26 protein-coding genes are annotated in these 25,735 nt (G+C 66.9%); 5 read left to right on the top strand and 21 right to left on the bottom strand.

Translation table 11 applies throughout. The features are described from left to right. Positions 1-3 precede the first annotated feature (3 nt). The 15 genes from VG566_RS08040 to ppsR form a co-directional block, all read right to left on the bottom strand. A complete protein-coding gene (locus tag VG566_RS08040) occupies positions 4-2,193 on the bottom strand; it encodes a PAS domain S-box protein (RefSeq protein ID WP_014647539.1) in 2,190 nt (729 codons plus the stop codon). Between the two features lie 207 nt (positions 2,194-2,400). After that, positions 2,401-4,788 (bottom strand): Tex family protein, encoded by a 2,388-nt coding sequence (locus tag VG566_RS08035; protein ID WP_241884518.1) that lies wholly within the window; start codon positions 4,786-4,788, stop codon positions 2,401-2,403. Between the two features lie 207 nt (positions 4,789-4,995). After that, positions 4,996-5,211 (bottom strand): hypothetical protein, encoded by a 216-nt coding sequence (locus VG566_RS08030; protein WP_005410085.1) that lies wholly within the window; start codon positions 5,209-5,211, stop codon positions 4,996-4,998. A gap of 828 nt (positions 5,212-6,039) precedes the next feature. After that, positions 6,040-6,492 (bottom strand): hypothetical protein, encoded by a 453-nt coding sequence (locus tag VG566_RS08025; protein ID WP_046431279.1) that lies wholly within the window; start codon positions 6,490-6,492, stop codon positions 6,040-6,042. Then, a complete protein-coding gene (locus VG566_RS08020; RefSeq protein WP_014647543.1) occupies positions 6,489-6,692 on the bottom strand; it encodes a PspC domain-containing protein in 204 nt (67 codons plus the stop codon). The genes VG566_RS08025 and VG566_RS08020 overlap by 4 nt, the downstream gene beginning before the upstream one ends. A 64-nt stretch (positions 6,693-6,756) precedes the next feature. After that, positions 6,757-7,125, bottom strand: coding sequence for a YfeK family protein (locus tag VG566_RS08015; protein ID WP_241884520.1), 369 nt, complete (start codon positions 7,123-7,125; stop codon positions 6,757-6,759). Between the two features lie 33 nt (positions 7,126-7,158). Further along, complete coding sequence (locus VG566_RS08010; RefSeq protein ID WP_423172722.1) at positions 7,159-7,638, bottom strand: SMI1/KNR4 family protein; 480 nt, start codon at positions 7,636-7,638, stop codon at positions 7,159-7,161. 97 nt (positions 7,639-7,735) lie between these two features. After that, complete coding sequence (gene phaC / locus VG566_RS08005) at positions 7,736-8,803, bottom strand: class III poly(R)-hydroxyalkanoic acid synthase subunit PhaC (RefSeq protein WP_241884522.1); 1,068 nt, start codon at positions 8,801-8,803, stop codon at positions 7,736-7,738. Then, a complete protein-coding gene (phaE, locus tag VG566_RS08000) occupies positions 8,800-9,879 on the bottom strand; it encodes a class III poly(R)-hydroxyalkanoic acid synthase subunit PhaE (RefSeq protein ID WP_241884524.1) in 1,080 nt (359 codons plus the stop codon). The genes phaC and phaE overlap by 4 nt, the downstream gene beginning before the upstream one ends. Positions 9,880-9,901: 22 nt before the next feature. Continuing rightward, positions 9,902-10,516 carry a CDP-alcohol phosphatidyltransferase family protein gene (locus VG566_RS07995; protein ID WP_014647547.1) on the bottom strand — a complete coding sequence of 205 codons (615 nt, stop codon included), beginning with the start codon at positions 10,514-10,516 and terminating at the stop codon, positions 9,902-9,904. 455 nt (positions 10,517-10,971) lie between these two features. Further along, positions 10,972-12,333, bottom strand: a complete 1,362-nt coding sequence (locus VG566_RS07990; RefSeq protein ID WP_241884526.1) for an MATE family efflux transporter — start codon at positions 12,331-12,333, stop codon at positions 10,972-10,974. 118 nt (positions 12,334-12,451) lie between these two features. Next, positions 12,452-13,069, bottom strand: a complete 618-nt coding sequence (locus tag VG566_RS07985) for a DUF2239 family protein (protein WP_032956104.1) — start codon at positions 13,067-13,069, stop codon at positions 12,452-12,454. Positions 13,070-13,193: 124 nt separating this feature from the next. Further along, a complete protein-coding gene (locus VG566_RS07980) occupies positions 13,194-13,682 on the bottom strand; it encodes an NUDIX hydrolase (protein WP_014647550.1) in 489 nt (162 codons plus the stop codon). A 41-nt stretch (positions 13,683-13,723) separates the two neighbouring features. Next, positions 13,724-14,233: a DUF1249 domain-containing protein gene (locus tag VG566_RS07975; protein WP_049444258.1), complete on the bottom strand. Its 510-nt coding sequence runs from the start codon at positions 14,231-14,233 to the stop codon at positions 13,724-13,726. Between the two features lie 178 nt (positions 14,234-14,411). Further along, positions 14,412-15,233, bottom strand: a complete 822-nt coding sequence (gene ppsR, locus VG566_RS07970; RefSeq protein WP_014647552.1) for a posphoenolpyruvate synthetase regulatory kinase/phosphorylase PpsR — start codon at positions 15,231-15,233, stop codon at positions 14,412-14,414. Positions 15,234-15,377: 144 nt separating this feature from the next. Here ppsR and ppsA point away from each other — a divergent pair, with 144 nt between their 5' ends. Together ppsA and VG566_RS07960 are read left to right on the top strand one after the other, a co-directional pair. Further along, positions 15,378-17,756 carry a phosphoenolpyruvate synthase gene (ppsA, locus tag VG566_RS07965; RefSeq protein ID WP_241884528.1) on the top strand — a complete coding sequence of 793 codons (2,379 nt, stop codon included), beginning with the start codon at positions 15,378-15,380 and terminating at the stop codon, positions 17,754-17,756. Between the two features lie 148 nt (positions 17,757-17,904). Next, positions 17,905-18,798 carry a mechanosensitive ion channel domain-containing protein gene (locus VG566_RS07960; protein ID WP_241884529.1) on the top strand — a complete coding sequence of 298 codons (894 nt, stop codon included), beginning with the start codon at positions 17,905-17,907 and terminating at the stop codon, positions 18,796-18,798. A 114-nt stretch (positions 18,799-18,912) separates the two neighbouring features. On the opposite strand, the gene VG566_RS07955 is transcribed toward VG566_RS07960, so the two are convergent. The 5 genes from VG566_RS07955 to VG566_RS07935 form a co-directional block, all read right to left on the bottom strand. Next, entirely contained in the window at positions 18,913-20,028 is a 1,116-nt protein-coding gene (locus tag VG566_RS07955; RefSeq protein ID WP_014647555.1) for an alkene reductase, read from the bottom strand. A gap of 209 nt (positions 20,029-20,237) precedes the next feature. Continuing rightward, positions 20,238-21,110, bottom strand: coding sequence for an EcsC family protein (locus VG566_RS07950; protein ID WP_049441668.1), 873 nt, complete (start codon positions 21,108-21,110; stop codon positions 20,238-20,240). 170 nt (positions 21,111-21,280) lie between these two features. Continuing rightward, positions 21,281-21,853, bottom strand: coding sequence for an oligoribonuclease (orn, locus tag VG566_RS07945; RefSeq protein ID WP_014647557.1), 573 nt, complete (start codon positions 21,851-21,853; stop codon positions 21,281-21,283). 75 nt (positions 21,854-21,928) lie between these two features. Beyond that, a complete protein-coding gene (gene tadA, locus VG566_RS07940; protein WP_069118269.1) occupies positions 21,929-22,453 on the bottom strand; it encodes a tRNA adenosine(34) deaminase TadA in 525 nt (174 codons plus the stop codon). A gap of 75 nt (positions 22,454-22,528) precedes the next feature. Further along, positions 22,529-22,888, bottom strand: coding sequence for a winged helix-turn-helix transcriptional regulator (locus VG566_RS07935; protein ID WP_032961582.1), 360 nt, complete (start codon positions 22,886-22,888; stop codon positions 22,529-22,531). Between the two features lie 78 nt (positions 22,889-22,966). Here VG566_RS07935 and VG566_RS07930 point away from each other — a divergent pair, with 78 nt between their 5' ends. Both VG566_RS07930 and VG566_RS07925 read left to right on the top strand, forming a co-directional pair. Continuing rightward, a complete protein-coding gene (locus VG566_RS07930; RefSeq protein ID WP_164111154.1) occupies positions 22,967-23,734 on the top strand; it encodes an NAD(P)H-dependent oxidoreductase in 768 nt (255 codons plus the stop codon). Between the two features lie 68 nt (positions 23,735-23,802). Further along, complete coding sequence (locus VG566_RS07925) at positions 23,803-24,240, top strand: acetyltransferase (protein WP_032961578.1); 438 nt, start codon at positions 23,803-23,805, stop codon at positions 24,238-24,240. Between the two features lie 33 nt (positions 24,241-24,273). Here the strand turns inward: VG566_RS07925 and VG566_RS07920 are convergent, their stop codons facing one another. Further along, on the bottom strand, positions 24,274-24,780 hold the full coding sequence (locus VG566_RS07920) for a GNAT family N-acetyltransferase (protein ID WP_032961586.1): 507 nt from the start codon (positions 24,778-24,780) through the stop codon (positions 24,274-24,276). Between the two features lie 246 nt (positions 24,781-25,026). On the opposite strand from VG566_RS07920, the gene VG566_RS07915 reads away from it, so the two are divergent. Further along, on the top strand, positions 25,027-25,698 hold the full coding sequence (locus tag VG566_RS07915) for a hypothetical protein (RefSeq protein WP_241884530.1): 672 nt from the start codon (positions 25,027-25,029) through the stop codon (positions 25,696-25,698). Positions 25,699-25,735 lie beyond the last annotated feature (37 nt).

Here is a 25,735-nt window from a genome sequence, read left to right as displayed (position 1 = left end):
AGATCAGTCCTCCGCGGCGTCGGGATCGTCACCCGGAAGCTGGGACAACTCGCCCTGCACCTGCACGTTGTTGCGCCCCATCGCCTTGGCCCGGTAGCACTGGGCATCGGCCGCAGCCACCGCCTGGTCCACGCTCATGCCGCCGGCCAGCGGCGCGATACCGATGCTGGCACCGATCCGCAGCCGGTCCTGGTCCCACGGAATGGACAGCGCGGCCAGGGTGTGCAGCAGCTCGCCCCCGATGCGGGCCGCACGCCGCGGCGTGCAACCGGACAGGATGACCGCGAATTCATCACCGCCCAACCGCGCCACCACGTCCGAATCGCGCACGCCATGGCGCAGCACGCTGGCCACCGCCCATAGCACGGCATCGCCGGCCAGATGGCCCCAGGTGTCGTTGACCGGCTTGAAGCGGTCCAGATCGATGTACATCAGCGAGGCAGCCTGGCCGGTGCGCTCCACGCGGGTGATCGCCTGCTGCAGGTGTACCTCGAAACCGCGGCGGTTGCTCAGTTCGGTGAGCGGATCGATCTCGGCCAGGTGGCGGGCTTCGCGCTGGCGTGCCCGCTGCTGGGTGTCGTCGCGCAGCACCCACACCGCGCCGCGCACGTGGCCTTCGTCATCGCGCAGCCAGGCGCGGGTCAGGTCCACCGGCACCGTTGCCGTGCCCAGGCGCAGCAGCAGGTCGGCGTGCAGGTCCACCGCGTTGCTCTCCGGGTCCAGCAGCACCGTCACATCCAGTACCGAACCGGGCGCGTACTCGGTGGTCAGCGCCAGCACGTCCTGAACCTTGTGCCCGGCCAGCGACAATGCGCCATCACCGGCCAGGGTGCGCACCGCAGCCGCGTTGGCGTAGTCGATGCGGCCATCAAGGCTGACGCTGAGCACCAGGTCGGCCACCGCATCCAGCGTGATTCGGCTGCGTTGTTCACTCTCGAACAGGCGCTGCTCGCTGCTGCGCTGGGCGGTGATGTCCTGGATCTGCGACACGAAATGCAGCGGTTCGCCATGCTCGTTGCGCACCAGCGACACCGACAGCCGCGCCCAGATGATGCGGCCGTCGCGGTCGAGGTAGCGCTTTTCCAGGTGATAGTGGCTGCGTCGCCCGGCCAACAGGTCCTGTACCAGGGCCAGGTCGGTCTGCAGGTCATCGGGATGGGTCAGGCGCTGGAAATCGACCTGCAGCAGCTCTTCTCGCGGGTAGCCCAGTATCCGGCACAGCGCGTCGTTGACATCCAGCCAGCGTCCTTCCAGCGACACCAGTGCCATGCCCAGTGCGGCGGAGGTGAACGCGCCAGCGAACTTCTCTGCCGAAAGTCGTGCTTCGGCGCGTGCCTGCAGGATCTCGGTAATGTCGATGGCCATGCCGACGTAGCCGATGCGCGTTCCATCGGCACTCTCCATGCGGCTGATCGACAGGCGTACCTGGCGTGACTGGCCATCCTTGCGCAGCAGCGTCCACTGCCGCGAGTAGGTCTGCCCGTCGGCACGCGCGCTCAGCGCCTCGAACACGCCGGGAAGATTGCCATCAGCATCAGCCAGCGGCTGCAACCACGCTTTCAGTTCGGCTGGATCGTGGAAGGCGTCGAGCCGGCGCTGGCCGACCACCTCCGCCGCGCTGTAGCCCAGCAGGCGCTCCGCCCCCGTGTTGAACAGGGTGATGGTGCCATCGGTATCGGTGGCGATCACCGCCACCTCATCGGACGCATCGACCACGGCCTGCAGGCGCTGCCGGGTCTCGGCCGCGTCCTGCCTTGCCTGCTGCAGTTCGGTGACATCGGCATGGGCACCGGCCATCCACAGCGGCTTGCCCTGCCCGTCCCATTCAAAGACCCGGCCACGGTCCTGGATCCAGATCCACTGGCCGTTCCTGTGGCGCATGCGCAGCAGGCAGGCGTAGTTGTCGCTGCGCCCTTCGAAATGGTCGTCCAGCGCTGCATCGGACAGCGCAATGTCATCGGGATGGACCAGCTTCAGGAACGTCTTCTGGCAGATCGGTTCCAGCTCATCCAGGCGATAACCGACAATCTCGGCCCAGCGCGCATTGACCCGCATCTCGCCGGTCTGCACGTTCCATTCCCAGGTACCCGCAGCGGTACCGTCGATGATCATCGCCAGCCGGCGACGCTCTTCAGCCAACGCCTGCAGGCGGCGCTCCAGCAGTCCATTGCCGTGGGTGCCCTGGCCCGGCATCACTCCGGTCCCCTGCCGGCACGGGCAGGCGCCGACCGCAGCGAAGCACTGCGGCCTGCAACGAAGACGGCGGGTCGTGCTGGCGTCATGGTCCTCCCCAGCGACAGCGGGGAGGCCAAACGCCCCCCTCAGGCGCAAGTGTGCGCAATCACGGGGAAAACCGACAAGCCCCCCGCCCCGGATCAACCGTGACGGGGGGCACGATCCTCAGCTGCGCTTGGCCCGGGCAAAGGCTTCGGCCAGGGCATTGTTGGCCGGCGGCGCAGACTGGGCCGGACGGCCGCCAGCGCCCTGGCCGCGGTTCGGTCCACGGTTCTGGCCGCCAGCGTCACGGCGCGGCCCTTGGCCCTGGCCCCGCTCATCGCGCTGGCCCGGGCGGCTGGTGGCCTGGCCCGGGGTATCGTCCAGGCGCCGGGTCAGGGCGATGCGCTTGCGCGCCACGTCCACCTCCAGCACCTTCACCTTGACGATGTCACCGGCCTTGACCACGTCGCGCGGGTCCTTCACGAAGGTATCGGAGAGCGCCGAGATGTGGATCAGGCCGTCCTGGTGCACGCCGATATCGACAAAGGCTCCGAAGGCGGCCACGTTGCTGACCACGCCCTCCAGCACCATGCCCTCGCGCAGGTCCTTGATGTCCTCGACGCCCTCGGCGAAGCGCGCCGCCTTGAACTCCGGACGCGGGTCGCGGCCCGGCTTCTCCAGTTCCTTCAGGATGTCGCGCACGGTCGGCAAGCCGAAGGTGTCATCGGTGAACTGCTCGGCCTTCAGGCCACGCAGGAAGCTGCCATCACCGATCAGCGCCTTGATCGGGCGTGCGGTGCTGGCCACGATGCGCTCGACCACCGGATAGGCTTCGGGGTGCACCGCCGAAGCATCCAGCGGCTGGTCGCCGTCGGCGATGCGCAGGAAGCCGGCGCACTGTTCGAAGGTCTTCTCGCCCAGGCGCGCGACCTTCAGCAGATCCTTGCGGCGCTTGAACGGGCCGTTGTCGTCACGATGGCGCACGATGTTCTCGGCCACCGTGGCCGACAGGCCGGACACCCGCGACAGCAGCGCGGCCGAGGCGGTGTTGACATACACGCCGACCGCGTTCACGCAGTCCTCCACGCGCGCGTCCAGCGCCCGCGCCAGGCGGTACTGGTCCACGTCGTGCTGGTACTGGCCGACACCGATCGCCTTGGGTTCGATCTTGACCAGTTCGGCCAGCGGGTCCTGCAGGCGACGAGCGATCGATACCGCGCCACGCAGCGACACGTCCAGCCCCGGGAACTCCTTGGCCGCGAACTCGGAGGCCGAGTACACCGAGGCGCCCGCCTCGCTGACCACGACCTTCTGCAGCTTCGGGTTGGCGGCAGCCTTGATCGCTTCGCCGGCCAGCTTGTCGGTTTCGCGGCTGGCGGTGCCATTGCCGATCGCGATCAGCTCCACGTTGTGCTTGGCGCACAGCTGCTTGATCGTCTGCACCGACTGCTCCCACTGACGGCGCGGTTCGTGCGGGTAGATGGTGTCGGTGGCGACCAGCTTGCCGGTGGCATCGACCACGGCAATTTTGCAGCCAGTACGGATGCCAGGGTCCAGGCCCAGCACAGTCTTCGGGCCGGCCGGTGCGGCCAGCAGCAGGTCCTTCAGGTTGTCGCCGAACACCGCGATGGCTTCGGCTTCGGCCTTTTCGCGGGCCTGGTTGAACAGGTCCAGCAGAAGATGGGTGTGCAGCTTGGCGCGCCAGGTCAGGCGGCAGGCATCCAGCAGCCAGCGGTCGGCAGCACGACCCTGGTCGGCGATACCGGCCTTGCGTGCCACCCGAGCCTCGGCGTACTGGTGGCCCGCTTCGGCATCGCTGCCCGGGTCCAGTTCCAGGAACAGGATCTCTTCGCGGCGCGCGCGGAACAGCGCCAGCAACCGGTGCGAGGGAATCTTCGCCAGAGATTCGGCGTGTTCGAAATAGTCGCGGTACTTGGCGCCTTCGGTTTCCTTGCCCTCGGCCACGCGGGCACGGATCACGCCGGTCTCGCCCAGCCAGGTGCGCAGCTCGCCAACCAACGCGGCATCTTCGCCCCAGCGCTCCATCAGGATCGCGCGGGCGCCTTCCAACGCGGCCTTGGTGTCGGCCACACCCTTGTCGGTATCGACGAAGGTGGCCGCGAACGTCTGCGGGTCCTGCGTCGGATCGGCCAGCAGGCCATCGGCCAGCGGCTCCAGACCGGCCTCGCGGGCGATCTGGGCGCGGGTACGGCGCTTGGGCTTGTACGGCAGGTACAGGTCTTCCAGCCGGCTCTTGGTATCGGCGGCCAGGATGTCATTGCGCAGCTCGTCGCTGAGCTTGCCCTGCTCGCCGATGCTGGCCAGCACCGCCGCACGGCGGTCCTCCAGCTCGCGCAGGTAGGTCAGCCGGGTTTCCAGGTTGCGCAGCTGGGTGTCGTCCAGGCCACCGGTCACTTCCTTGCGGTAGCGTGCGATGAACGGAACGCTGGCGCCCTCGTCGAGCAGGCCGACGGCGGCGCGTACCTGGGCGGACTGGGCACCGATCTCGTCGGCGATGGTCTGGGCGATCTGCTGGGCGAGCGCGCTCTGGGCGTTCTTGGCGTCGTGCATTGCTTCAGGTCTGAGCCGCGTTACGGGAAGACCCCATTCTGGCAACCGACGACGGAGCCGGACAAGGCATTGACAGGGGACGGGGTTCAGCGGCGTAGCCGGAGTGGACGCCGGCATCCTGGCAAAGAGCGGGCCCGGACTGGCCCGGGGCTGGGATGCCGGCGCGGGCGCGCGATGGTGGGCGCGCCCTGCCGCGTGTTGCGAAGGTCAGCGGTAGTGGCGGGCAGCGCGCTGCATGACGATCTCGTCACGCATGCCTTCCAGGGCCATCAGGCGAACCTTGCCGACACCCTGCAGTTCCATGAACCGCTCCGTGTAGAACTCCGGCCCCAGCGCGGTGTCGGCGCGGGATTTGCTGAAGCCGTAGGGCACCACGCCCTTCTCGCCATCCTTGCTACCACCGACATAAAGAACGATTGCCATGTGATGTATTCCTCCAAATTGCTACTGCGTACTGCACTCGATGAGCGATGCTGCGAGCTCATCGGGGGAGAGCTTACCGCGTCGAACCTGACTGGAACGTCACGAAGGCTAATGACGATCGGTTGCATGCAGATGACTGCGGGATCGCAGCAGAATGCTTACGGATCCTTAACTTCCGGCTAACGAATCCGTGGGGGATTCCCGCCAACGGCGCAGCCCCTCGTGGGTGGTCGTGTAACGCGTTTGATGTGATTGGGCCGGGCGAGGTGGGTGCGCGGGACACGCCGTGAACCCGTCCCTGGGGGCTCGATGGCGCCATCCATGGCGCCAACGGTCCCGCGCACCCACCCCGCCCGGCCCCTGACAGTTTTTCGGGCACGTCCAGCCACGGAAAAGAAAAAAGAAGATCAAAAGCAAAAACAGCTTGGCTGGCCGCTTTTTGTAGAGCCGAGCCCACGCTCGGCTGCTTTCAGGCCAGTCCGCGAAGCCGAGCGCAGGCTCGGCTCTACACGAGCAAGCGCAGCGCGCGACCCGCTTCTGCTGTTCTTTATCTCTTCCGTGGCTGGACGCGCACGGAATCTGTCAGCGGCCGGGTGGGTGGGGGTGGCGGGTATCCGCGGCTTGGGTCGGGCGCATGCGCCCGACGGGTTGGGCAGGACGCCCAACCCCGGTCTTGCCGTGTGCGCAGGACAGCGCACACGTGCAAGCCGCGGCCAAGCCCCCATGGATGGGGTCACGGCGTCCGCGCTGGCCCCACCCACCCGGCCAGCCCCCAGGAAGCAGGCATTCCGCGACCAAGCCACGAGGGGCTGTGCCGTTGGCTGGAAACTACGGCCACCAGCCTTGCCCGAACCGGGCGAAATGATCGGCCGCCCGCTCGAACGGATTGCGCGCACTCACTCCGCCACACAGCAGGTACACCGGCAGGTACAGCGGCCCCAGCACCATGTACTGGTAGACATGCGCACGCTCATGGTCGTCCAGCCGGATCAGCGGCTCCACGCCCCACCCCGCCTGATGCGCGTAGGTCCGGCAGGAAATGCCAAGATCGTGGCCCGTGTGCAGGATCACATTGCCCAAGGTGATCGCCCCACCCGGCCCCCAGGGCCAGCGGTCGAACACCAGCGCGCAGTCACGCCGGCTCCAGCGCAATGTCGCGCCGCCGAGCATGCCGGCCAACCCACCCATCAGGCCGATCAGGGTGTTGGGCAGGGTCCACACCGCGCCCAGCACCTGCAGCGCGCGCAGCCAGATCGGCCAAGGCCGGGAGGCGGTGTTCAATCGGCCTCGTTCGGCATCAGCAGCCACAGGATCAGGTAGACCAGGATGCCGGGGAAGGCCGCCGAGGCCAGCGACAGCAGCACGTAGACCACCCGCAGGAGGGTGGCATTCCAGCCGAAGCGATGGGCAATGCCACCCATCACGCCGGCGATCATGCGGTCGTTCAATGAACGCGACAGTGTCTTGGGCGTGGTGTTCATGGCGGCGGCTCCGGGCAACGGACAGGGCAGTCGAGCGTGGCTCGACTCTACACCCTGCCCATGTCTACGGCGTGCGGTGACGCAGCGCCTGCAGGCGCGCACCGAACCAGGCGGCTGCGGTCTGTTCAGGCTGCCCCGGGCACTGGATGCGATAGGGTTTGCCGCTCATGCTGCTCTGGCTGGCGGCGCGCTCGATGAACTGCTCGGCGCTGTCCACCATGTCCTTCTTCAGCAGATAGTCGTACTTGCGCTGCAGATGCGCGCGCGCATCGCCGCCGTCATACCAGCTGCCATTGCGCTGGAACCGGCACTGGGAGCCGTCCAGGCTGGCGATCAACTGGGCGATCTCCCGCCGTGCATCCGCACTGGGTGCGGCCTGGGCAAGTGGTGCTGCCAGTAGCGCGGCCAAGATCAGAGGAATTCGTCGGGACATCAGGGGCCTCATGGCGGCCGAGCAAGCTCGATTCTATCGCTGCATGGCCTGAATATTCTCGCAAAACGAGAGGAAGTCCGGGGCGACAAGAATCGCGTCGTCCGCACGGATATGCTCCCCCGCAATTGTGAATTTCACACTACCTGTCCGCGTATCAAGCCAATAGTCGTTGTCGCCGCAGTCAACCCCAAAGGGGATGTGAGATTCAAAGAACGCCAGAGCGTCACGATGGCGGTCTGCCCTCCATTCCATCACATCAACGATTGACACAAGCCGAGGATTGGGAGGCACGCCCGGCACCTCGATGCAATGGAATGCCTCCAGCTCAAGCCGATTTCGATCTTCTGCGGTAACTTCGTAGAACGTGTCCCGATAGAACACCGCGCCGCCGTCGAAGTAGCCACCATTGTGCTTCGAATAGAATTCGATAAAGGCATCTCTGCCGGGAAATCTGCCCGGCACCATCACTGCAATCAGATCGATCGGCACCGGTGGCGACGAATCGTTGAACACGACGTTGTTCCGGGCGAAAACTGCTGGCTGAGCCATGTGCCTGTCCATCAAACGGTGTTTGAGCTTATCCACCTTTCGAAGTCGAGCAAGCTCGACTCTACAGGTCGCGCGCCTTCAGCCAACCATCGATCGTGGCCGGCACTTCGCGCTGCGCGCGCCCGGACACGTAGATGCCGATATGGCCACCGCAGAAGCTGGACTCGGTGTAGTCGTCCGTGCCCAGGCGCCCGCGCATCGCGCGCGAGGCGTCCGGCGGCACCAGATGATCCTGCTCGGCGTAGATGTTCAGCACCGGCAGCGTCACCTGCGACAGGTCCACTGCTTCCTCGCCGATCCTTACCGTGCCCTTCATCAGGCCATTGGCCTGGTAGAACTGCTTGATGAAATCGCGGAACGCCTCGCCCGCCAGGTCCGGCGAATCGAAGATCCACTTCTCCATGCGCAGGAAGTCCTCCAGCGCCGCCTTGTCATCGAGGATGTCGAGCAGGCCGACGTACTTCTGCACGTTCAGGCGGAACGGCTTGAGCATCAGGTAGCTGGCGTTCATCAGGTCGGCCGGGATGTTGCCCAGCGTATCGACCAGCAGGTCCACGTCCACCTGCCGCGCCCAGTGCGAGAGCATGTTGTCGGCGGTCTGGAAATCGACCGGGGTGACCATGGTGATCAGCTTGCCCAGCTTCTGTTGGCGCAACGCTGCGTAGCACAGCGCGAACACGCCGCCCTGGCAGATGCCGAGCAGGTCGACCGGGCCACCACTGCGCACGCGCAGCGCATCGACCGCTCCGTCGATGTAGCGCAGCAGGTAGTCCTCCAGGGTCTGGAAGCGTTCGGACCGGTCCGGGTAGCCCCAGTCCAGCACGTACACGTCCTGGCCCAGCGCCAGCAGCTTCTGCACCAGCGAACGGTCGGCCTGCAGGTCGACCATGTACGGCCGGTTGACCAGCGCGTAGACGATCAGCAGCGGCGTGCGCCGGGTCGGCGCCTGCTCACCGACGAAGCGATACAGCACCACCTTGCCGTCGCGCCAGACTTCCTCGCGCGCGGTCACGCCATAGTCCACGTCTTCCACCTGCGGCAGCAGCTTCAGCCCTTCCATCAGCTTGCGCTGCATGGCCAGGCTCTCCTGCATCAGGTCATCGGCGTTGAAGCCCAATGGTCCCTTCATCGGTCACGCGCCCGAGCGGAAGCGCGAGGTGCGGCCTTCTTCGCAGATGCCTTCTTCGCAGATGTCCTCTTCGCAGGCGCCTTCTTTGCCGGCGCGGCCTTCTTCGCGGCCTTGCGCGCAGTTGGCTTCACCTTCGCCGGCGCCGGCTGCGCCACCGGATCGACCTCAGCGGTTCCGGCCAGCACAGCCACCTGCGCCTGCAGGCGGCGCAGGCTGCGCTCCAGCTCGGCGATGCGGCGGTGTGCGGCATCCATCTCGCTGCGGGTGGGCAGACCGATCCGTTCACTCATCTGTTCCACCTCCCGCTGCAGGCCGGCGCGCAGGCGCATCTGCGCGTTGCCCAGCGAGGCGTACACCTGCTGGAACGGTTCGGACATGGCGACCTTGGCGTAGGCCTCCTCGGCAACTTCGATCCACAGGTCGAACATCGCGCGGGCGCTGGTCAACTGGCTGCCGGGCTGTTCGTGCTCGGCCAGGCGCTGCTCGAACAGCGCAAAGGCTTCGTCCAGTGCCTGCTTGATCTGATCGACATAGGCGCGCGAATGCTGCTGGTATTCCTCCTGCGCACGCAGCAGGGCCTGCCAGCGCGCCTGGTGCTCGCGGCCGGGGCCGAATGCCGGGCTCTGCAGCCACGGGCCCGCCTGCAGCTGGAACTGCTGCAGCCAGGCGGCGAATTCGGGTACCGCGGCGCCAGCGTGCGTGCTGCCACGGGCGCCCTGCAGCATCCACTGGAGCATGCCGTCGCCCTGCCCCTGCACCGCCTCGCGCCAGGCCTGGGCCACATCGGCACTGCTGGCGTCGCGGCCCGCAAACCGTGCGGCGACCTCCTGCATGGTGCCGTACCAGCTGCCCGCCTGTTCGCGGAACCGGCGCACGGCATCTTCCGGCGCGCCCTGCGCCTGCTCGGGCAACAGATGGCCCCACCAGTCGAACAACCGCTGCCAACTGCCGGGATCGTCACCGGCGGGTGCGCCGGGCGTGCTCGCATGGCGCAGGGCATCGCCCCAGGCGCCGAAATACTGCCGGGCCAGGGTTTCGAAATCGCTGCTGCCGGTGTCGTGGGCCGAGCTGGTCATCGCAGGCCTCCGCAGGGCTGGCTCATGGCTTGGGAATACGCAGGGTCTTGCTGATCATCAGCGACCCGGACAGGGCGAACAACAGCACCATCGGGTGCAGCTGCCACGGGCCGATCTGCCACTGGCCGAACCAGATGTTCTGGCCGATGGCATCGGTGCCGGCGGCAATCGCCAGTACGATCACCAGCACCAGGCTGGTCGGGATCGGGGTGCCCTCGAAATACGTGACCTTGCCCTCGTCGCCGGCGAGCGCCTCGGCAGTGACGTTGTAGCGTGCCAGGCGGCTGACGCCGCAGCAGACGAAGTAGCTCAGCACCAGCCAGTCCCATCCGCCCTGCATGCCGCAGGCATAGGCCAGCGCCGCCGGCGCCACGCCGAAGGAGATCACGTCGGACAGCGAGTCCAGCTCGCGGCCCAGGGTGGAGCTGGACTTGCGCCAGCGCGCGATGCGCCCGTCGAGGGCGTCGAAGATGAAGGCCAGCGGGATCAGCGCCATGCCGAACAGCAGATAGCCGCGCTCGCCGTCCTGCAGGAAGCGCATCGCGGCAAAGACCGCACCGGTGCCGCAGAAAGCATTGGCCAGGGTGAACCAGTCGGCCAGCTGGAATTCGCGCAGCATCGAGAAGTGACGTTTCATGGGGTCTCACGGAGCATCAAGGCCCACAGGTTACCGCGAGCGCCGCCGCTGGCGACAGCGCTGGCGCGGCCGATCCTTCACCGCCCCCTCACCCGTCGTCACCGGCGGTGAATTTTTCGCCACCCATCTTGACAGCCTAGGGGGGTGGCGCCTGTCGGGGCTTATCCACAAAGTTGCCCACGCGTAATCCACACCCCCTGTGGACAACCAGATCTCACCGACTGCGACGGTGGACATTTCCTCATCACTCTTCCGCGGGGTTTCCCTACTTCCCAAGCCGCAGAGTCGGCGCTATGGTCACCGGCGGGCCCGCCGCCGCCGCGTCCGATTCCTGGTGACGGGCGGCGATGATGCCGGATGCTTCCACCTGCCGCTGGCGCAGCGGCCCTGAAGTGGTAGAGCCGACCGCTCGCCGGCTGCCCCGACCGTTCAGCGTTGCCGGCCAGCGGCCGGCACTACCCAGCCTGCACCCGCCGCCAGCGCTCGAAACAGAACACCTGCATCACCAGCATCGCCAGCAACCCCAGCGGCCACGCCCACCACACGCCGGCCAGCCCATGCCGCGCCTGCAACCACATCGCCAGCGGCAGCTCCAGCAGCAATACCGCCGTCATGCCCAGCAGCGCTGGCCGCCATACCGTGCCACTGCCGCGCATCACCCCTACCAACACGGTGCTGCCGCCCATCGCCAGCACGCCCCATGCCACCGTGCGCAACTGCAGCGTGGCCAGTTCATGCGCTTCGGCAGCCACCAGGATCAGGCCGGTCAGCCAGGGCGCAAGCGCCATCACCAGCAGCACCACTGCACTCAGCATCGCCAGTCCAAGCAGCACGCCGGTGCGGGCGATGCCGGGCAGCCGTGCCGTACGCCCCGCGCCCATCGCATGCGCCGCAAGGATGGTGGCGGTAATGCCCAGTGACATGGCCGGCAGCTGCACCCAGCTCATCAACTGGTTGACCGCACCGTAGGCCGCCGTGGCCGTGTAGCCGTAGCGGTTGATCCAGCCCAGCAATACGATCTCGGCAATGGCCAGGCTGAGCATCTGCAGCGAAGACGGTACGCCGATGCGCAGCATCGCGCGGATGAGCGCGCCATCGAAACGGATGGCACGCAGCAGCTCGCGCCGTGGCGCCAGGGGATGTCCTACCCGCTGCCAGCGCCACAGCAACCAGCCCAAGGCCAACAATGAGGCAAACGCCGCCGATACAGCCGCACTGGCCGACCCCAGCCGCGGCAGGCCGGCCCAGCCCAGGATCAGCAGCGGCGTGCACAGCAGGCCGACCACCGTGGCCAGCAGCAGCGCCTGCAGCGGCGTCTTTGCATCGCCCACCGCGCGGCTCACGGCAGTGGCCAGCCACAGTAGGAAGAACACCGGAGCCGCCAGCAACAGCACGCGCGCGTACACGATGGACTCGCCGAGGATCGCTGCCGGCGTGCCCAGTGCCGCCAGCAGCTGTGGCGCGAAACCGCCGCCCAGGGCCATCACCAGCACCGACAACAGCAGGATCAGCGCCACCGCGCTGCCGGCCACCGCGCGCGCCTGTTGCGGGCGGCCCGCGCCCCAGGCCTGGCCGATCAGCACCATCGCGCCCGTGGCCAGGCCCATCACCAGGGCCAGCAGCAGGAAAAAGACCGGGAAGAACGCCGCGGCCGCAGCCACCGCCTGTGTGCCAAGCAGGTGGCCGAGATAGATGTTGTCCAGCGTGCCTGCGGCCAGCTGCAACGCATTGGTCAGCAGCATCGGCAGCAGCAGCGTCAGGTAGGTGCGCCACAGCGGGGGTGCTGCCGGAGGTGTCGGATGTACAGGGGGGCTCATGGGATTCTCTGGGCAAGGCGCCGCCCTGCCCGGCGTTTCCGCCAGCAAAGCAAGCACAGGGGAAGCGGGCCGCGGCCCGCGATCAGATGACGCCGTCGCTCAGCAACGGCGCGATGGCTCAGCCGTCAGCGTCTTCGAACGCCAGCCGCAGGGCGTGGTCGCGCACATCCCTGGGCCAGGAATGCAGCGCCGCTTCCAGGCCCGCGCGGTCATGCGCGAACAGCACCCGAATGGCCTCCTCGAAGCCCGGCAGGTCACCGGCGATGGCCTGCAGGAAGTGATAGGTACGCTCGCTGTGGCGGCGCTGCCGATCCTCGTCGGCACCGGCACGGCTGGCCGCTTCCACCAGCCTGCGCAGCACCACCGAAGCCCCACCCGGCTGTTCGGCCAACCACGCCCAATGCCGCGGCAGCAGCGTCACTTCGCGGGCGACCACGCCCAGTCTGGGGCGGCCACGGCCACGCGGGGTTGCGGGCGCCTCTCCGGTAGTGACGTCGGCATCCGCCTCCACGGCGGAGGGAAACGCTTCGGTCACCCGTGCCAGCAGCTCTGTGTCGCTGCCGCGCGTGTCGAAATCGCGGGTTCGCCCGCTGGCGTTGTCGAACACCAGCAGCGGACCGGCTGCGTTGTCGGCACGCAGTTGTTTCAACGCCAGCGCTGCCACTTCCGGCGTGCCGGAAGCGACCAGGCGATGGCCGTCGAAACAGCTGAAGGGAGGAAGTCGGGACACAGGCATGGCAATGGCATCAGAGGCGATGCGTGAATATTGCCCGGGTAATTTAACCGAGTCAATATTGTCCGGGTATTAATTTGCCAGAAGAGCGTGCCAACCAAGGTTGGCACCCACCCGATTCGTCACCTCACAGCCGGCTGTAGGACCAACTGACCATGCGGCCGTCCTTGTACGGCATCACGCCGTGGAACGGGCGCGGGTCGGCGTCGAACACCAGCGGCAGGAAGTTGCGGTCGCCCTCCCACATCGGCAGCGTGTCCAGCTTGTCCAGGTCCACCCACTCCAGCGTGCCCTCGTGGTTGCCGCCGTGCGGGGTGCCTTCGAAAGTGTCGATGACGAACACGAAGCCCAGCCAGTCTTCACCGTGCTTGCCGAAGCCCGGCCAGCTGAGGGTGCCGCGCAGGCGCATGCCGGTGCAGTCGATGCCGGCTTCCTCGGCGATCTCGCGACGCATGCTGGCTGCCACGTCCTCGTCCGCTTCGATCTTGCCGCCCAGCCCGTTGTACTTGCCCAGGTGGTGGTCACCCGGACGGGTGTTGCGATGGATCATCAGCACCTGGCGACGATCAGGCGACAGCACGTAGCCCAGGGTGGCGACGATCGGGGTGTACGGCATGGGCGGCATCCAGCGGCAGGTCAGCCGTGGATTATGGCCGATCAGCGCACCAGCGACAGGCGGCGCTCGGCGAGTGTGCCTGCGCCATCGGGATCGCGGCGCAGGGTGGCCACGCCGTGACCGCGCTCAGCCAGGTATTCCAGCCACTTGCCGAGGAAGGTGTTCATCCGCATGCGGTGGCTGATCAGCTCGGCCGGCGGCGGGTACAGGCCCATCGTGTCCTGCCAGCGGCGGCCGACGTAGCAATGGGTGGTCTCGGCCTGGCGTGCGTCACGGTAAAGACGCACATACGCCGAGGGATCCGGCTCACCGGTGACCGGGTCAGCCAGGTCGTAGGTCAGGCGCAGCTCCACCGTGTAGCGGTGGCACTCGATCACGTCCAGGCGTACGTCCAGGCCGTCGCCGATCGAGGAAATGTAGCTGCCCGCCACCAGTCCGGCCGGTTCGAACAGGCGCACCAGATGGCGGTAGTTCTCCGCGTACAGGCCCATGAGCCAGCTCAACCGGCTCAGGCGGGGAATGCGTTCGGTGCGGGGCGAGGCTTGGGCCATGGGTCGATCCTACACGTTGGTGCTTCAACGTGGGGGCGCCTCAAGCCACAGCCAACCCGTCAGCGACGATCCCTGTGTAGAGCCGAGCCCATGCTCGGCTGCTGTTCGGGAAGAACCCGGCGGCCCAGCCGAGCGTGGGCTCGGCTCTACAGGGCGAAGTGCGGCGCGCCGGAAAGGCTCAATACAGCTCGCGCTGCAGCCCCAGCGTGGCCAGCACCTTGCTGGAAATCTCCTCGATCGAGGTATGCGTGGTGCTCAGGGTCGGGATCCGCTCCATGCGGAACATGGTCTCGGCCGCAGCCACCTCGCGCTTGCAGGTCTCCAGGTTGGCGTAGCGCGAGTTCGGACGGCGCTCCTGGCGGATCTGCTGCAGCCGGTCCGGATCGATGGTCAGGCCGAACAGCTTGCGCCGGTAATTGCGCAGTCGCGGCGGCAGGCGATCGCTTTCCAGGTCTTCGTCGGTCAGCGGGTAGTTGGCCGCGCGTACCCCGTAATGCAGGGCCAGGTAGATGCAGGTCGGCGTCTTGCCCGCGCGCGACACCGCCACCAGGATCACGTCGGCATCGTCGTAGTTCACCGCGATGCCGTCGTCATGGGTCAGGGCGAAGTTCATCGCGTTGATGCGACGGTGGTAGGTATCGAAATCGACCATGCCGTGGGCCTGGCCGACCCGGGCCAGGCGCGGGCTGGCCAGTTCACGCTCCAGCGGCTCGATGAACGGCGCGAACACATCCAGCATCAGCGCCCCGCTGTCGGCCAGGATCAGGCTCAGGCTCTGGTCCACGCAGGAGTTCACCACGATCGGCCGGACCTGGTAGCGCTCCCCTGCCGCCTGGATCCGGGCACAGGCTTCACGCGCTTTTTCGGGGTCGTCGACAAACGACATGCGGTCGGTAATGAAGCTGAACCCGGAGAACTGGGTCAGCAGGCTATGCCCAATGGTTTCAGCGGTGATACCGGTTCCATCGGAAACGTAGAACACCGGACGGATGGTCGACATGCGCGCTTTTACCCCCTACGAAGCTTAAAAAGGCCGCCAGCACAAGCTTGTGCCGACGGTGCTCTGCCCGGCATCATATCGGCTTCTTCCTACGGACGCGGCCACTCAGCCCGCCTCGGGCGATGGCCAAACGGAGCATCGCGCTTGAACGAGAACATCCTGTGGTTGCACGAACTGCGTCTGGCCGATCTGGCCCGCGTAGGCGGCAAGAATTCGTCGCTGGGCGAGATGATCGGCAACCTGGCCGGTCTGGGCGTTTCGGTGCCGGGCGGTTATGCCACCACCGCTGAAGCCTTCAAGGACTTCATCGCGCACAACGACCTGTCCAAGCGCATCTTCGACAAGCTGGCCACGCTGGACGTCGAGGACGTCAACGCGCTGACCGCCGCCGGCAAGGAAATCCGCAGCTGGGTGATCGATGCGCCGCTGCAGCCGCAGCTGGACCAGGACATCCGCACCGCCTACGCCAAGCTGAGCGCCGAAAACGGCGGCGGCGACGTGGCCGTGGCCGTGCGTTCGTCGGCCACCGCCGAGGATCTGCCGGATGCCTCCTTCGCCGGCCAGCAGGAGACCTTCCTCAACGTCACCGGTGCCGACGATGTCGTGCACAAGGTCAAGGAAGTGTTCGCCTCGCTGTACAACGACCGTGCCATCGCCTACCGCGTCCACCACGGCTTCAAGCATGAGGACGTGTTCCTGTCCGCCGGCGTGCAGCTGATGGTGCGTTCGGGCGTCGGTTCCTCCGGCGTGCTGTTCACCCTGGACACCGAGTCCGGCTTCCGCGACGTGGTGTTCGTCACCTCTTCGTTCGGCCTGGGCGAAATGGTCGTGCAGGGTGCGGTCAATCCGGACGAGTACTACGTTTACAAGCCCACCCTGCAGGCCGGCAAGCCGGCGATCCTGCGCCGCTCGCTCGGCAGCAAGGCGATCCGCATGGTGTATTCCGATGTTCCGGGTGAGCGCGTCAGGATCGAGGACACCCCGGCCGAACTGCGCAACACCTTCTCGATCAGCGACGAGGACGTGCAGGAACTGTCCAAGCAGGCGCTGGTCATCGAAAAGCACTACGGCCGCCCGATGGACATCGAGTGGGCCAAGGACGGCGTCAGCGGCAAGCTGTTCATCGTGCAGGCGCGCCCGGAAACGGTGAAGTCGCGCAGCCACGCCACCCAGATCGAGCGCTTCGCGCTGACCGAAAAGGGCGGCAACGTGCTGGCCGAAGGCCGCGCCGTCGGCGCCAAGATCGGCTCGGGCGTGGCCCGCGTGGTGAAGACGCTGGACGACATGAACCGCGTGCAGCCGGGCGACGTACTGATCGCCGACATGACCGATCCCGACTGGGAACCGGTGATGAAGCGCGCTTCGGCCATCGTCACCAACCGTGGCGGCCGTACCTGCCACGCCGCGATCATCGCGCGCGAGCTGGGCGTGCCGGCCGTGGTCGGTTCGGGCAACGCCACCAAGGTGATCGAAGATGGCCAGCTGGTCACCGTCAGCTGCGCTGAAGGTGATACCGGCTTCATCTACGAAGGAAAGCTCGGCTTCGAGCGCACCACCACCGATCTGGGCAACATGCCGCCGGCACCGCTGAAGATCATGATGAACGTGGCCAACCCGGAACGTGCCTTCGACTTCGGCCAGCTGCCGAACGCCGGCATCGGCCTGGCTCGCCTGGAAATGATCATCGCCAGCCACATCGGCATCCACCCGAACGCGCTGCTGGAATACGACCGCCAGGATGCGGCGACCAAGAAGAAGATCGACGAGAAGATCGCCGGCTACGGTGATCCGGTCAGCTTCTACGTGGACCGCCTGGCCGAAGGCATCGCCACGCTCACCGCCTCGGTTGCACCGAACCCGGTGATCGTGCGCCTGTCGGATTTCAAGTCCAACGAGTACGCCAACCTGATCGGCGGCAGCAACTACGAGCCGCACGAAGAAAACCCGATGATCGGCTTCCGCGGCGCCAGCCGTTACGTCGACCCGAGCTTCTCGGCCGCCTTCGCGCTGGAGTGCAAGGCCGTGCTGCGCGTGCGCAACGAAATGGGCCTGGACAACCTGTGGGTCATGATTCCGTTCGTGCGCACCCTGGAGGAAGGCCGCAAGGTCGTCGAGGTGCTGGAACAGAACGGCCTGAAGCAGGGCGAGAACGGCCTGAAGATCATCATGATGTGCGAAGTGCCGTCCAACGCACTGCTCGCCGATGAGTTCCTGGAGATCTTCGACGGCTTCTCGATCGGCTCCAACGACCTGACCCAGCTCAGCCTGGGCCTGGACCGCGACTCGTCGATCGTCGCGCACCTGTTCGACGAACGGAACCCGGCAGTGAAGAAGCTGCTGTCGATGGCGATCAAGGCCGCACGCGCCAAGGGCAAGTACGTCGGCATCTGCGGCCAGGGCCCGTCCGATCACCCGGATCTGGCCGAATGGCTGATGCAGGAAGGCATCGAGTCGGTGTCGCTGAACCCGGACACCGTGGTCGATACCTGGCTGCGCCTGGCCAAGCTGAAGGCCAACGGCTGATGCCGTAATGGGCTGACGTCGCTTTCATCGACGTCCGCCCATACTGCTGCCGCACGCAAGCCCCGCCTCTGCGGGGCTTGCTGTTTCTGGCGTCCGTGCACGCCACGCGCACCTCGCGCCTGTCCCTCAGCAGCAAAGGAACTCCCGCATGATCGCCGCCGCCCCACCCGCCCCCGCCGCAACGCCCCGGTTCCACTCGCTCGACTGGGAGCGCCTGCTGGAAACCTACGGCGTACCGTTGCTGGCCGCGATCGTGGTGCTGCTGGTGGGCCTGTGGGTGGCACGACGCCTGTCCAACGCGATGCCGCGCGCTACGGCTCGCATGGGTGTGGACCCGATGCTGGGCAGCTTCCTGCGCAACGTGGTGTATGCCGCATCGCTCGTGATCGTAGTGGTACTGGCGATCGGCACGCTGGGCGTGCAGATCACCCCGTTGCTGGCCGTGCTCGGTACCGCTGGCCTGGCCGTCGGCCTGGCATTGAAGGATTCGCTGTCCAACATCGCCTCGGGCGTGATGCTGGTGACGTTGCGACCGTTCCGCGTGGGCGATGTGGTCACCGTGGCCGGACAGACCGGCACGGTGCGCGAAGTGCGCATCTTCCAGACCGTCATCACCGGTGCCGACAACCAGCACACCACCATTCCGAACACGCTGATCACTGCCGCACCGATCATCAACCTCACCGCCGAACCGACGCGCCGCGTCGAGCTGGTGATCGGCATCGGCTATGAGGACAACATCCAGCTGGCACGCGATACCGCGCTGGCGTTGATGAAGGCCGACCCACGCGTGCTGCAGACACCGGCACCGGACGTGGTGGTGTATGAACTGGGCGCGCACGCCATCAACTTGGGCATCCGCTGCTACGTGAAGTCGGCCGACTGGTTCGGTACCAAGGTCACGCTGCTGGAGCAGCTGAAGCTGGGCTTTGACAAGGCGGGCATCAACATCCCGTACCCGCAGCAGGACATGCACCTGTACCTGCATGGAAAGGATGGCGGCGTGATAGAGGCTGACGCGCTGGTGCGCGACAAGCCCTGATCCATGCCGGTAGTGCCGACCAACGGTCGGCACCCACCCATCGGCGATACGACATTGAAATGCCGGCCAGCGGCCGGCACTACCCCCGCCGCCTGACTGGAATGCCGGCCAGGATCAGGCCGCGACGCTCTCTTCCAGCGTCGGATAATCGGTGAAGCCCGCCGCGCCACCGCCAAAGAATGTCGCACGATCCGGCGGATTCAGCGCCGCACCGGTACGCAGTCGCTCCGGCAGGTCCGGGTTGGCGATGAACGGGCGACCGAAGCCGATCAGGTCAGCCCAGCCTTCAGCCAGTGCCTGCTCGGCGCGTTCGGCGGTGTACTTGCCGGCGTAGATCAGCGTGCCCGGGTAGACCATGCGCAGCGCCTGCTTGAACGCCACCGGCATCAACGGTGCATCGTCCCAGTCGGCTTCGGCGATGTGCAGGTAGCCCACGCCCAGCTCACCCAGCAGGTGCGCCGCGGCCAGATAGGTCGCCTGTGGCGTATCGTCCACCGCGCCCTGCAACGTCGTCAGCGGCGCCAGACGGACACCGACGCGGTCACCACCGGCTACGGCCGTCACCGCCTGCACGACCTCGCGCAGGAACCGCAGCCGGTTCTGCAACGCGCCGCCATAGCCGTCGGTGCGCCGGTTGGCCTGCGAGTCGATGAACTGGTTGATCAGGTAGCCATTGGCCCCGTGCAGCTCCACGCCATCGAAGCCGGCGGCCAGTGCATTGCGGGTGGCCTGTGCATAGTCGGCGACGATGCCCGGAATCTCGTCTTCGCGCAGCGCGCGCGGCATCGAGTGCTGGATCATCTCGCCTACGCCCGCTTCCGGGCCAGCGCCTGCAGGGTCGACAAACACCTTCACGCCTTCGGCCAGCAGCGCCGACGACGACACCGGTGCGGCACCACCCGGCTGCAGGGCCACGTGCGAGACCCGGCCCACATGCCACAGCTGGGCGTAGATGCGGCCGCCAGCGGCATGCACGGCATCGGTCACCCGGCGCCAGCCCTGCACCTGTTCCGGGCTGTGGATGCCCGGGGTCCAGGCATAGCCCTGGCCCTGCGGGCTGATCTGGGTGCCTTCGCTGACGATCAGGCCAGCACTGGCACGTTGGGCGTAGTAGGCGGCCATGTCCGCGGTGGCGACGTTGCCGTCGGCGGCACGCGAGCGGGTCATCGGCGGCATCACGATGCGGTTGGGCAGGGTCAAGGCGCCCAGGCGGTGGGGAGTGAACAACATGGCGGCGATCTCTTGCGGGGGGGGACTGCCGCAAAGGATGGGGATGCCAGCTGCCAGGCAACAGGCATGTACTGGCAAAACAATTGTTCCCCGAAGGCAAGGATGACCGGCCGGGGGGCAGAGCCCCTTCCTGCGGAACGGGATCCGACCCCGCGCGCAACCGGGGTCGGATCCCTTTGCAACGCAAAGGGCTCCGACCCCGAAGCCGGTTACAGCGTGGGCTCGATCAGTACGCCGCCATGCGCCACGCGGTCATAGCAGGCGCGCACCACGTCTTCTCCGTACTTCAGCTCCAGCCGACGCACGATGAAGTGGCCGCGCGCCATGTCCTGGTAGTAGTCGGTGAACATGGTATTCAGTGTTGCACCGGCGGCGGCACCGACGATCGGCACCGCCTGCGCAGCGAATTTCTCGGTAACCACCACGCCGAAGCGCGCCGCCACCTTTTCCACCATCTTCGCCAGCAGCTTGCCAGCTTCCTTTGGCGCCACGCCCAGGGTCAGGTCGCGGCCGGTCACCACGCGCCCGGCCAGCTCGGCCGACAGGTGGCGCATCACATCCGTGGTGAAGCCGCGGGCCAGGTAGTAGCCGGTCTCGCTGGCATCATCGCGCGGCGAGTTGCCGCCCAACGCGAACACCTCCAGGCACGCCTGGCGGGTGCTGAACTCGGACAGGTCGAAGCCCTCGCTGCGGGCCACGTCGGCCACCGCACGCATCATGATGGTGGTCGACACCGGCAGCTCGATGAACAAGGCCGCGAAGCCGAAGGCCCCACCGACCGCGCCCGAGGTGGCCGCCGCCAGTTTGTGCCAGCGGGTGGACGCCCCCTTGCCGGGGGTGTTGTCCATGCTCCACAGCGCGGCCTGTGCCGATTTGCTCAGCGCCGCCTGCACGGCGCCGTGGATGCGGTTGGAGACCGAGCTGGGCAGCGCCTTCACAGCGAACTCCAGCGGCGTGCCGACCAGGTTGGCCATGCGCGCGGTCAGGGTCGGCGCTTCCAGCAGGGCCACCGCGCGCTGCAGGTCGGACCAGTCGCGGGCGTCATGGGCGATGTCGCGGGGGAGCAGGATCGGCTCGTTCATGGCGCCGATCTTAGCGCCAGGAAGTTGAACGGTTCGTCGCGGGGTACGACAGAGGGGTCAGAGCCCTTTCCGCAGGAAAGGGATCCGACCCCGGCGCCTTGCCGGCCAGCGGCCGGCACTACCCGTTGGCGTGTCATCCGATAGCGCCGGGCCATGCCCGGCGTCGTTGTTCAGGCAACCGGCAGCCCCGACAGCGCGCCCATGAACTGGCGGTAGTGGCGCAGCTCAGCGATCGAATCGTGCACGTCGCTCAGCGCGGTGTGGTTGCTGTTCTTGCCGACGCCGGCGGCCACGCTCGGCGCCCAGCGCTTGGCCAGTTCCTTCACCGTGGACACGTCCAGGTTGCGGTAGTGGAAGTACTTCTCCAGTCGCGGCATCTGGCGGTGCAGGAAGCGGCGATCCTGGCAGATCGAGTTGCCGCACATCGGCGACAGGCCGGCCGGGATCCACTGCGCCAGGAAGTTCACCGTCTGCGCCTCGGCCTGGCCCAGGGTGGTGGTGCTGTCCACCACGCGCTGCCACAGGCCCGAGCGGCGATGCTGGTTGCGGTTCCACTCGTCCATCGCTTCCAGCGTTTCCAGCGGGTGGTGGATGGCGAATTCCGGCCCTTCGGCCAGTACGTTGAGCTGGGCATCGGTGACCACGGTGGCGATCTCGATGATCGAATCGTTGTCGGTATCCAACCCGGTCATTTCCAGGTCGATCCAGATCAGTCGCTCGTTGGCCGCGCCGTTGTCCGCCATGTGTCGCCTCGTTGCTGGGCAGGCGCGCGGCCTGCCGGTGATGGAAAGAGGCGCCCATCATACCGGTTCGCCCCCTCAGGCCTCGCCGGCATGGTCTTCCAGCCGCAGCGGCGGCTTGCCACGCTTGGCACGGAAATAATTGGTCAGGCGCATGCTGGCCTCCTTGGCCAGCACCCCACCGTGGATCTCCACCCGGTGGTTGTGGCGGGCATCGCCCAGCAGGTCGAACACGCTGCCGCAGGCGCCGGTCTTGGGGTCGCTGGCGCCGTAGACCAGGCGGGCAACGCGTGCATGCACGATGGCCATCGCGCACATCGCGCACGGTTCCAGGGTCACGTACAGGGTGCTGCCGAGCAGCCGATGATTGGCCAGCCGCGTGCCACCGGCCCGCATGGCCACGATCTCGGCATGCGCACTGGGATCGTGCGAGGCGATGTTGAGGTTCCAGCCCTCGCCCAGCAGCTGGCCATCGGCGCCCACCAGTACCGCACCAACGGGGATCTCGTCGTACTCGCGCTGCGCACGCTCGGCCAGCGCCAGCGCATGGCGCATCCAGTGTTCATCGGCGTCGTGCACCGGTACACCCAGGGCGTCGGTCATGGCGGTTCTCGCGTGTCTGCAGGGCCAGGATGGCCGCCGGGGCCGCATTGTACGCCCGCGGCCGTGCAGGCGCCGCTAACGTGCGTCGAAGCGCTCGCGGGCGGCGTCCAGCGCCGGGAAATTGTGCTCGGCCCAACGGTCCAGGGCGGACAGCGTGTCAACCAGTCCACGTGCGACCTCGGTCAGCCGGTATTCCACATGCAGTGGCTTGCTGCCCCGCTCACACCGCTCGACCAGCCCGTTGCGCTCCAGCTGCCGCAGGGTCTGGGTCAACACCTTCTGCGAGATGCCTTCGATCTTCCTCAGCAGCGCGCCATTGCGTTGCGGGCCCTGCGCCAGCGCCGGCAACAGCAGCATCACCCACTTGCCGGAGATCAGCGCCAGCGCATCGCGTGCCGAGCAATCGGCGGCATAGACATCGCCCGGATAGGCCATGGTTACCTCAAGGTGCGTAATTGCCGGGGCATACCGGCGCCGCGAGGATGGTCGCACACTCCTCGAACACCTCGCCCCATGCGCGCCCTGATCCTGCTTGCCCATCCCGAACCCCGCTCCTTCAACGCCCACCTGGCCGCGCAGGCCGCGGAGCAGCTGCGGCATGACGCGCTGGAGGTGGACGTGGTCGACCTGTATGCAGAGGGCTTCGATCCGCTGGAAGCGGCCCACCATCATTCAAGTCGCCTGCAGCCCGGCCGTTTCGATGCCCAGCGCGAACAACGCCACGGCGCCGAACAGGGTCGGCTGCCCGCCGATGTGCAGCGCCATCTGCAGCTGCTGCAGGCCGCGGATCTGGTCATCCTGCAGTTCCCGCTGTGGTGGTTCGCGCCGCCGGCAATCCTCAAGGGCTGGCTGGATCGCGTGCTGGTTTACGGGCCGATGTACAACAGCCGCCTGCGCCACGAGCACGGCGCGATGCGCGGCAAGCGTGCGTTGCTGAGCGTCACCGCAGGCTCATCGGCACGGGCCTGCGCCGTCGACGGCCGCGAGGGAGATACCCGGTTGTTGCTGTGGCCCTTGATGTACAGCCTGCGCTACGTCGGCTTCGACGTGCTGGAGCCGCATCTGGTGCATGGCGTGCGTTCCGGGCTGGCAGCGGAGCACGTGCAGGCACACGACGAGGCATTGGCTGCAGCAACCCACTACTACCGCGAACGCCTGGCGCAATGGCCGCGGTGGCCCTCCGTGCCCTTCAACGACAGCGGCGATTTCGAGGATGGCGTGGCGCTGCGCGCGGAGGCCACTGCCTACAGCCCCTTCATCCGCCATCGCAACACCGGATGAATCCACGCCTGCGCGCTGGGTCGGGACGCGCCATACTACGCGCTCTTTGCAAGCACCTTGGTGAACCCATGACCACCCTCCGTCCCTCGCGCGCCGACGACGGCGCCGCCCTCGTCGACCTCTGGCGCCGCGCCGTCGACGCCACCCACAACTTCCTCAGCGCCGACGACCGCCAGGCCATCGATGCCGAAGTCGCCGGCTTCCTGCCGCAGGCTCCGATGACCGTGGCCGTCGACGCTCAGGACCGCCCCCTTGGCTTCATGCTGATCGACGGCACGCACATGGAAGCGCTGTTCATCGATCCGGACGTACGCGGCACCGGTATCGGCCGGCAGTTGCTGCAGCACGCGCTGGCCCTGCATCCGCAGCTGAGTACCGACGTCAACGAACAGAACGCGCAGGCCGTTGGCTTCTACCTGCGCATGGGCTTCGTCGAAAGCGGCCGCTCACCGCTCGATTCGCAAGGCCGTCCGTATCCCCTGATCCATCTCCGGTACAACGGCTGACATTCGACGGATGTTCGAGGCCCGCCCCGATCATCAGGCCGTGGCCTCGAATGCCGGCGAGTACTGCACCTCTCCCTGCGCCATCGGTGGCCGCAGGCACAGCGCCTGGAAGTACTCTGGCGGCACACCCGGCAGCACCAGGCCCGGCTCGGCGCGGAACCCGAATCGTCCGTAATAGGCGGGCTCCCCCAGCAATACACAGCCCTGCGCGTTCTGCTCACGCAACGCGTCGAGCGCCGCGTGCATCAGCGCCGCACCGATGCCCTGCCCCTGCCAGTCCGGCAGCACCGAGATTGGCCCGAGGCCGAACCAGCCGGTGCTGCCATCGCTGATCGTCACCGGCGACAGCGCGATGTGCCCGACGACCTGTCCGTCCTTCTCGGCGACCAGCGAAAGACTCAGCTCTCCACGCGAACGCAGCGCATCCACAATGAACTGCTCGGTGTGGCTGCTGTGCGGGGCTTCGCGGAAGGCCGCCTCGGTGAGTGCATGGATGACCGCGTGGTCTTCGCGGGTTTCAGGGCGGATCGTGCAGTTCAAGGACAACACCTTTGATGAAGTGATGGACATGTGAATGATCGATTCCGGTCACGGATTCAGCTGCGAACCTGCGTCCGGCAGCAACGCCAACGCCACGATCGAATGCCCTGTGCGGCAAGCGATCCGCTTGGGCAGTGCGCCCCGGGGGCGTCAAAAATCCGTCTCCAAGGGTGGCACAGGGCTCCCGACACGCTCCATAATCGAGAAACCTGCCACCCAGGAAGGATAGATGGACATGGACGCACGATGCAGGATCCCGCCATGGGTGTAGCTCGCCCCCAACCCACGGGACGGCCGCTGCTGGCAGTGCTCGCCCTCGTCCTGCTGGCGGCATGCTCGCCCTACGCCGATGCCGAGCGTGACGTCGCCGCGGGTGGACGCGGCCTGGCCAAGCTCAACCCGGCGCCGAAGCAGGCCTATGAACTGGTGCTGACAGTGAAGGATGCACCGGGCCCGTTCGCGGTTGTTGAGGGCGTGGCCCAGTACGACGCCAGCAACTACGCAGACTGTGGACGGATCGTGCCTGCAACAGGCACTGCAGGCCGAATCACCAGCCAGGAGCCCGTCACCCTGCACAAGGTCGGCGAGAACGAGTACCGCGGTACGTTTTATCTGGACCGCATGCTGGATGAGGACTACTACGGGCGTGGCGTCTGCCATTGGACGCTGACGGGTGTCGGTGCGATGTTGCGCGCCACGACCAGCAAGGCGGATACGCGATTCCTGACGTTCGTCGACAAGAAGCGCATGGAGAACGACTCGCCTCTGACGCTTCATTACCCGAACCTTATCTATCCGCGCGCCGCCACTGTCGCCAACTTTGGTGCCAGTGGCGAGGAAGCTCCGTCGGGGTACAGCGAAGATCTGCGCGACGCGCTGTTCTCGACCACAACCACTGTGCGGACGCTCGCGCCATGAGCTGCCAGTGCCACATTTCCCCCTACACACCAGGAGG

The organism is Stenotrophomonas sp. CASM114 (assembly GCF_049384325.1).
GTDB classification, from domain to species: Bacteria; Pseudomonadota; Gammaproteobacteria; order Xanthomonadales; family Xanthomonadaceae; genus Stenotrophomonas; species Stenotrophomonas muris.
Note: the sequence above shows the minus strand (reverse complement) of the source record. Positions and strands in the feature narration are given on the sequence as shown.

Coding starts and splice junctions, on each gene's coding strand:
- VG566_RS08040 (WP_014647539.1), bottom strand. CDS start 2,193: ATGCCGGGCCAGGGCACCCACGGCAATGGACTGCTGGAGCGCCGCCTG.
- VG566_RS08035 (WP_241884518.1), bottom strand. CDS start 4,788: ATGCACGACGCCAAGAACGCCCAGAGCGCGCTCGCCCAGCAGATCGCC.
- VG566_RS08030 (WP_005410085.1), bottom strand. CDS start 5,211: ATGGCAATCGTTCTTTATGTCGGTGGTAGCAAGGATGGCGAGAAGGGC.
- VG566_RS08020 (WP_014647543.1), bottom strand. CDS start 6,692: ATGAACACCACGCCCAAGACACTGTCGCGTTCATTGAACGACCGCATG.
- VG566_RS08015 (WP_241884520.1), bottom strand. CDS start 7,125: ATGTCCCGACGAATTCCTCTGATCTTGGCCGCGCTACTGGCAGCACCA.
- phaC (WP_241884522.1), bottom strand. CDS start 8,803: ATGAAGGGACCATTGGGCTTCAACGCCGATGACCTGATGCAGGAGAGC.
- phaE (WP_241884524.1), bottom strand. CDS start 9,879: ATGACCAGCTCGGCCCACGACACCGGCAGCAGCGATTTCGAAACCCTG.
- VG566_RS07995 (WP_014647547.1), bottom strand. CDS start 10,516: ATGAAACGTCACTTCTCGATGCTGCGCGAATTCCAGCTGGCCGACTGG.
- VG566_RS07990 (WP_241884526.1), bottom strand. CDS start 12,333: ATGAGCCCCCCTGTACATCCGACACCTCCGGCAGCACCCCCGCTGTGG.
- VG566_RS07985 (WP_032956104.1), bottom strand. CDS start 13,069: ATGCCTGTGTCCCGACTTCCTCCCTTCAGCTGTTTCGACGGCCATCGC.
- VG566_RS07980 (WP_014647550.1), bottom strand. CDS start 13,682: ATGCCGTACACCCCGATCGTCGCCACCCTGGGCTACGTGCTGTCGCCT.
- VG566_RS07975 (WP_049444258.1), bottom strand. CDS start 14,233: ATGGCCCAAGCCTCGCCCCGCACCGAACGCATTCCCCGCCTGAGCCGG.
- ppsR (WP_014647552.1), bottom strand. CDS start 15,233: ATGTCGACCATCCGTCCGGTGTTCTACGTTTCCGATGGAACCGGTATC.
- VG566_RS07960 (WP_241884529.1), top strand. CDS start 17,905: ATGATCGCCGCCGCCCCACCCGCCCCCGCCGCAACGCCCCGGTTCCAC.
- VG566_RS07955 (WP_014647555.1), bottom strand. CDS start 20,028: ATGTTGTTCACTCCCCACCGCCTGGGCGCCTTGACCCTGCCCAACCGC.
- VG566_RS07950 (WP_049441668.1), bottom strand. CDS start 21,110: ATGAACGAGCCGATCCTGCTCCCCCGCGACATCGCCCATGACGCCCGC.
- orn (WP_014647557.1), bottom strand. CDS start 21,853: ATGGCGGACAACGGCGCGGCCAACGAGCGACTGATCTGGATCGACCTG.
- tadA (WP_069118269.1), bottom strand. CDS start 22,453: ATGACCGACGCCCTGGGTGTACCGGTGCACGACGCCGATGAACACTGG.
- VG566_RS07935 (WP_032961582.1), bottom strand. CDS start 22,888: ATGGCCTATCCGGGCGATGTCTATGCCGCCGATTGCTCGGCACGCGAT.
- VG566_RS07930 (WP_164111154.1), top strand. CDS start 22,967: ATGCGCGCCCTGATCCTGCTTGCCCATCCCGAACCCCGCTCCTTCAAC.
- VG566_RS07925 (WP_032961578.1), top strand. CDS start 23,803: ATGACCACCCTCCGTCCCTCGCGCGCCGACGACGGCGCCGCCCTCGTC.
- VG566_RS07915 (WP_241884530.1), top strand. CDS start 25,027: ATGCAGGATCCCGCCATGGGTGTAGCTCGCCCCCAACCCACGGGACGG.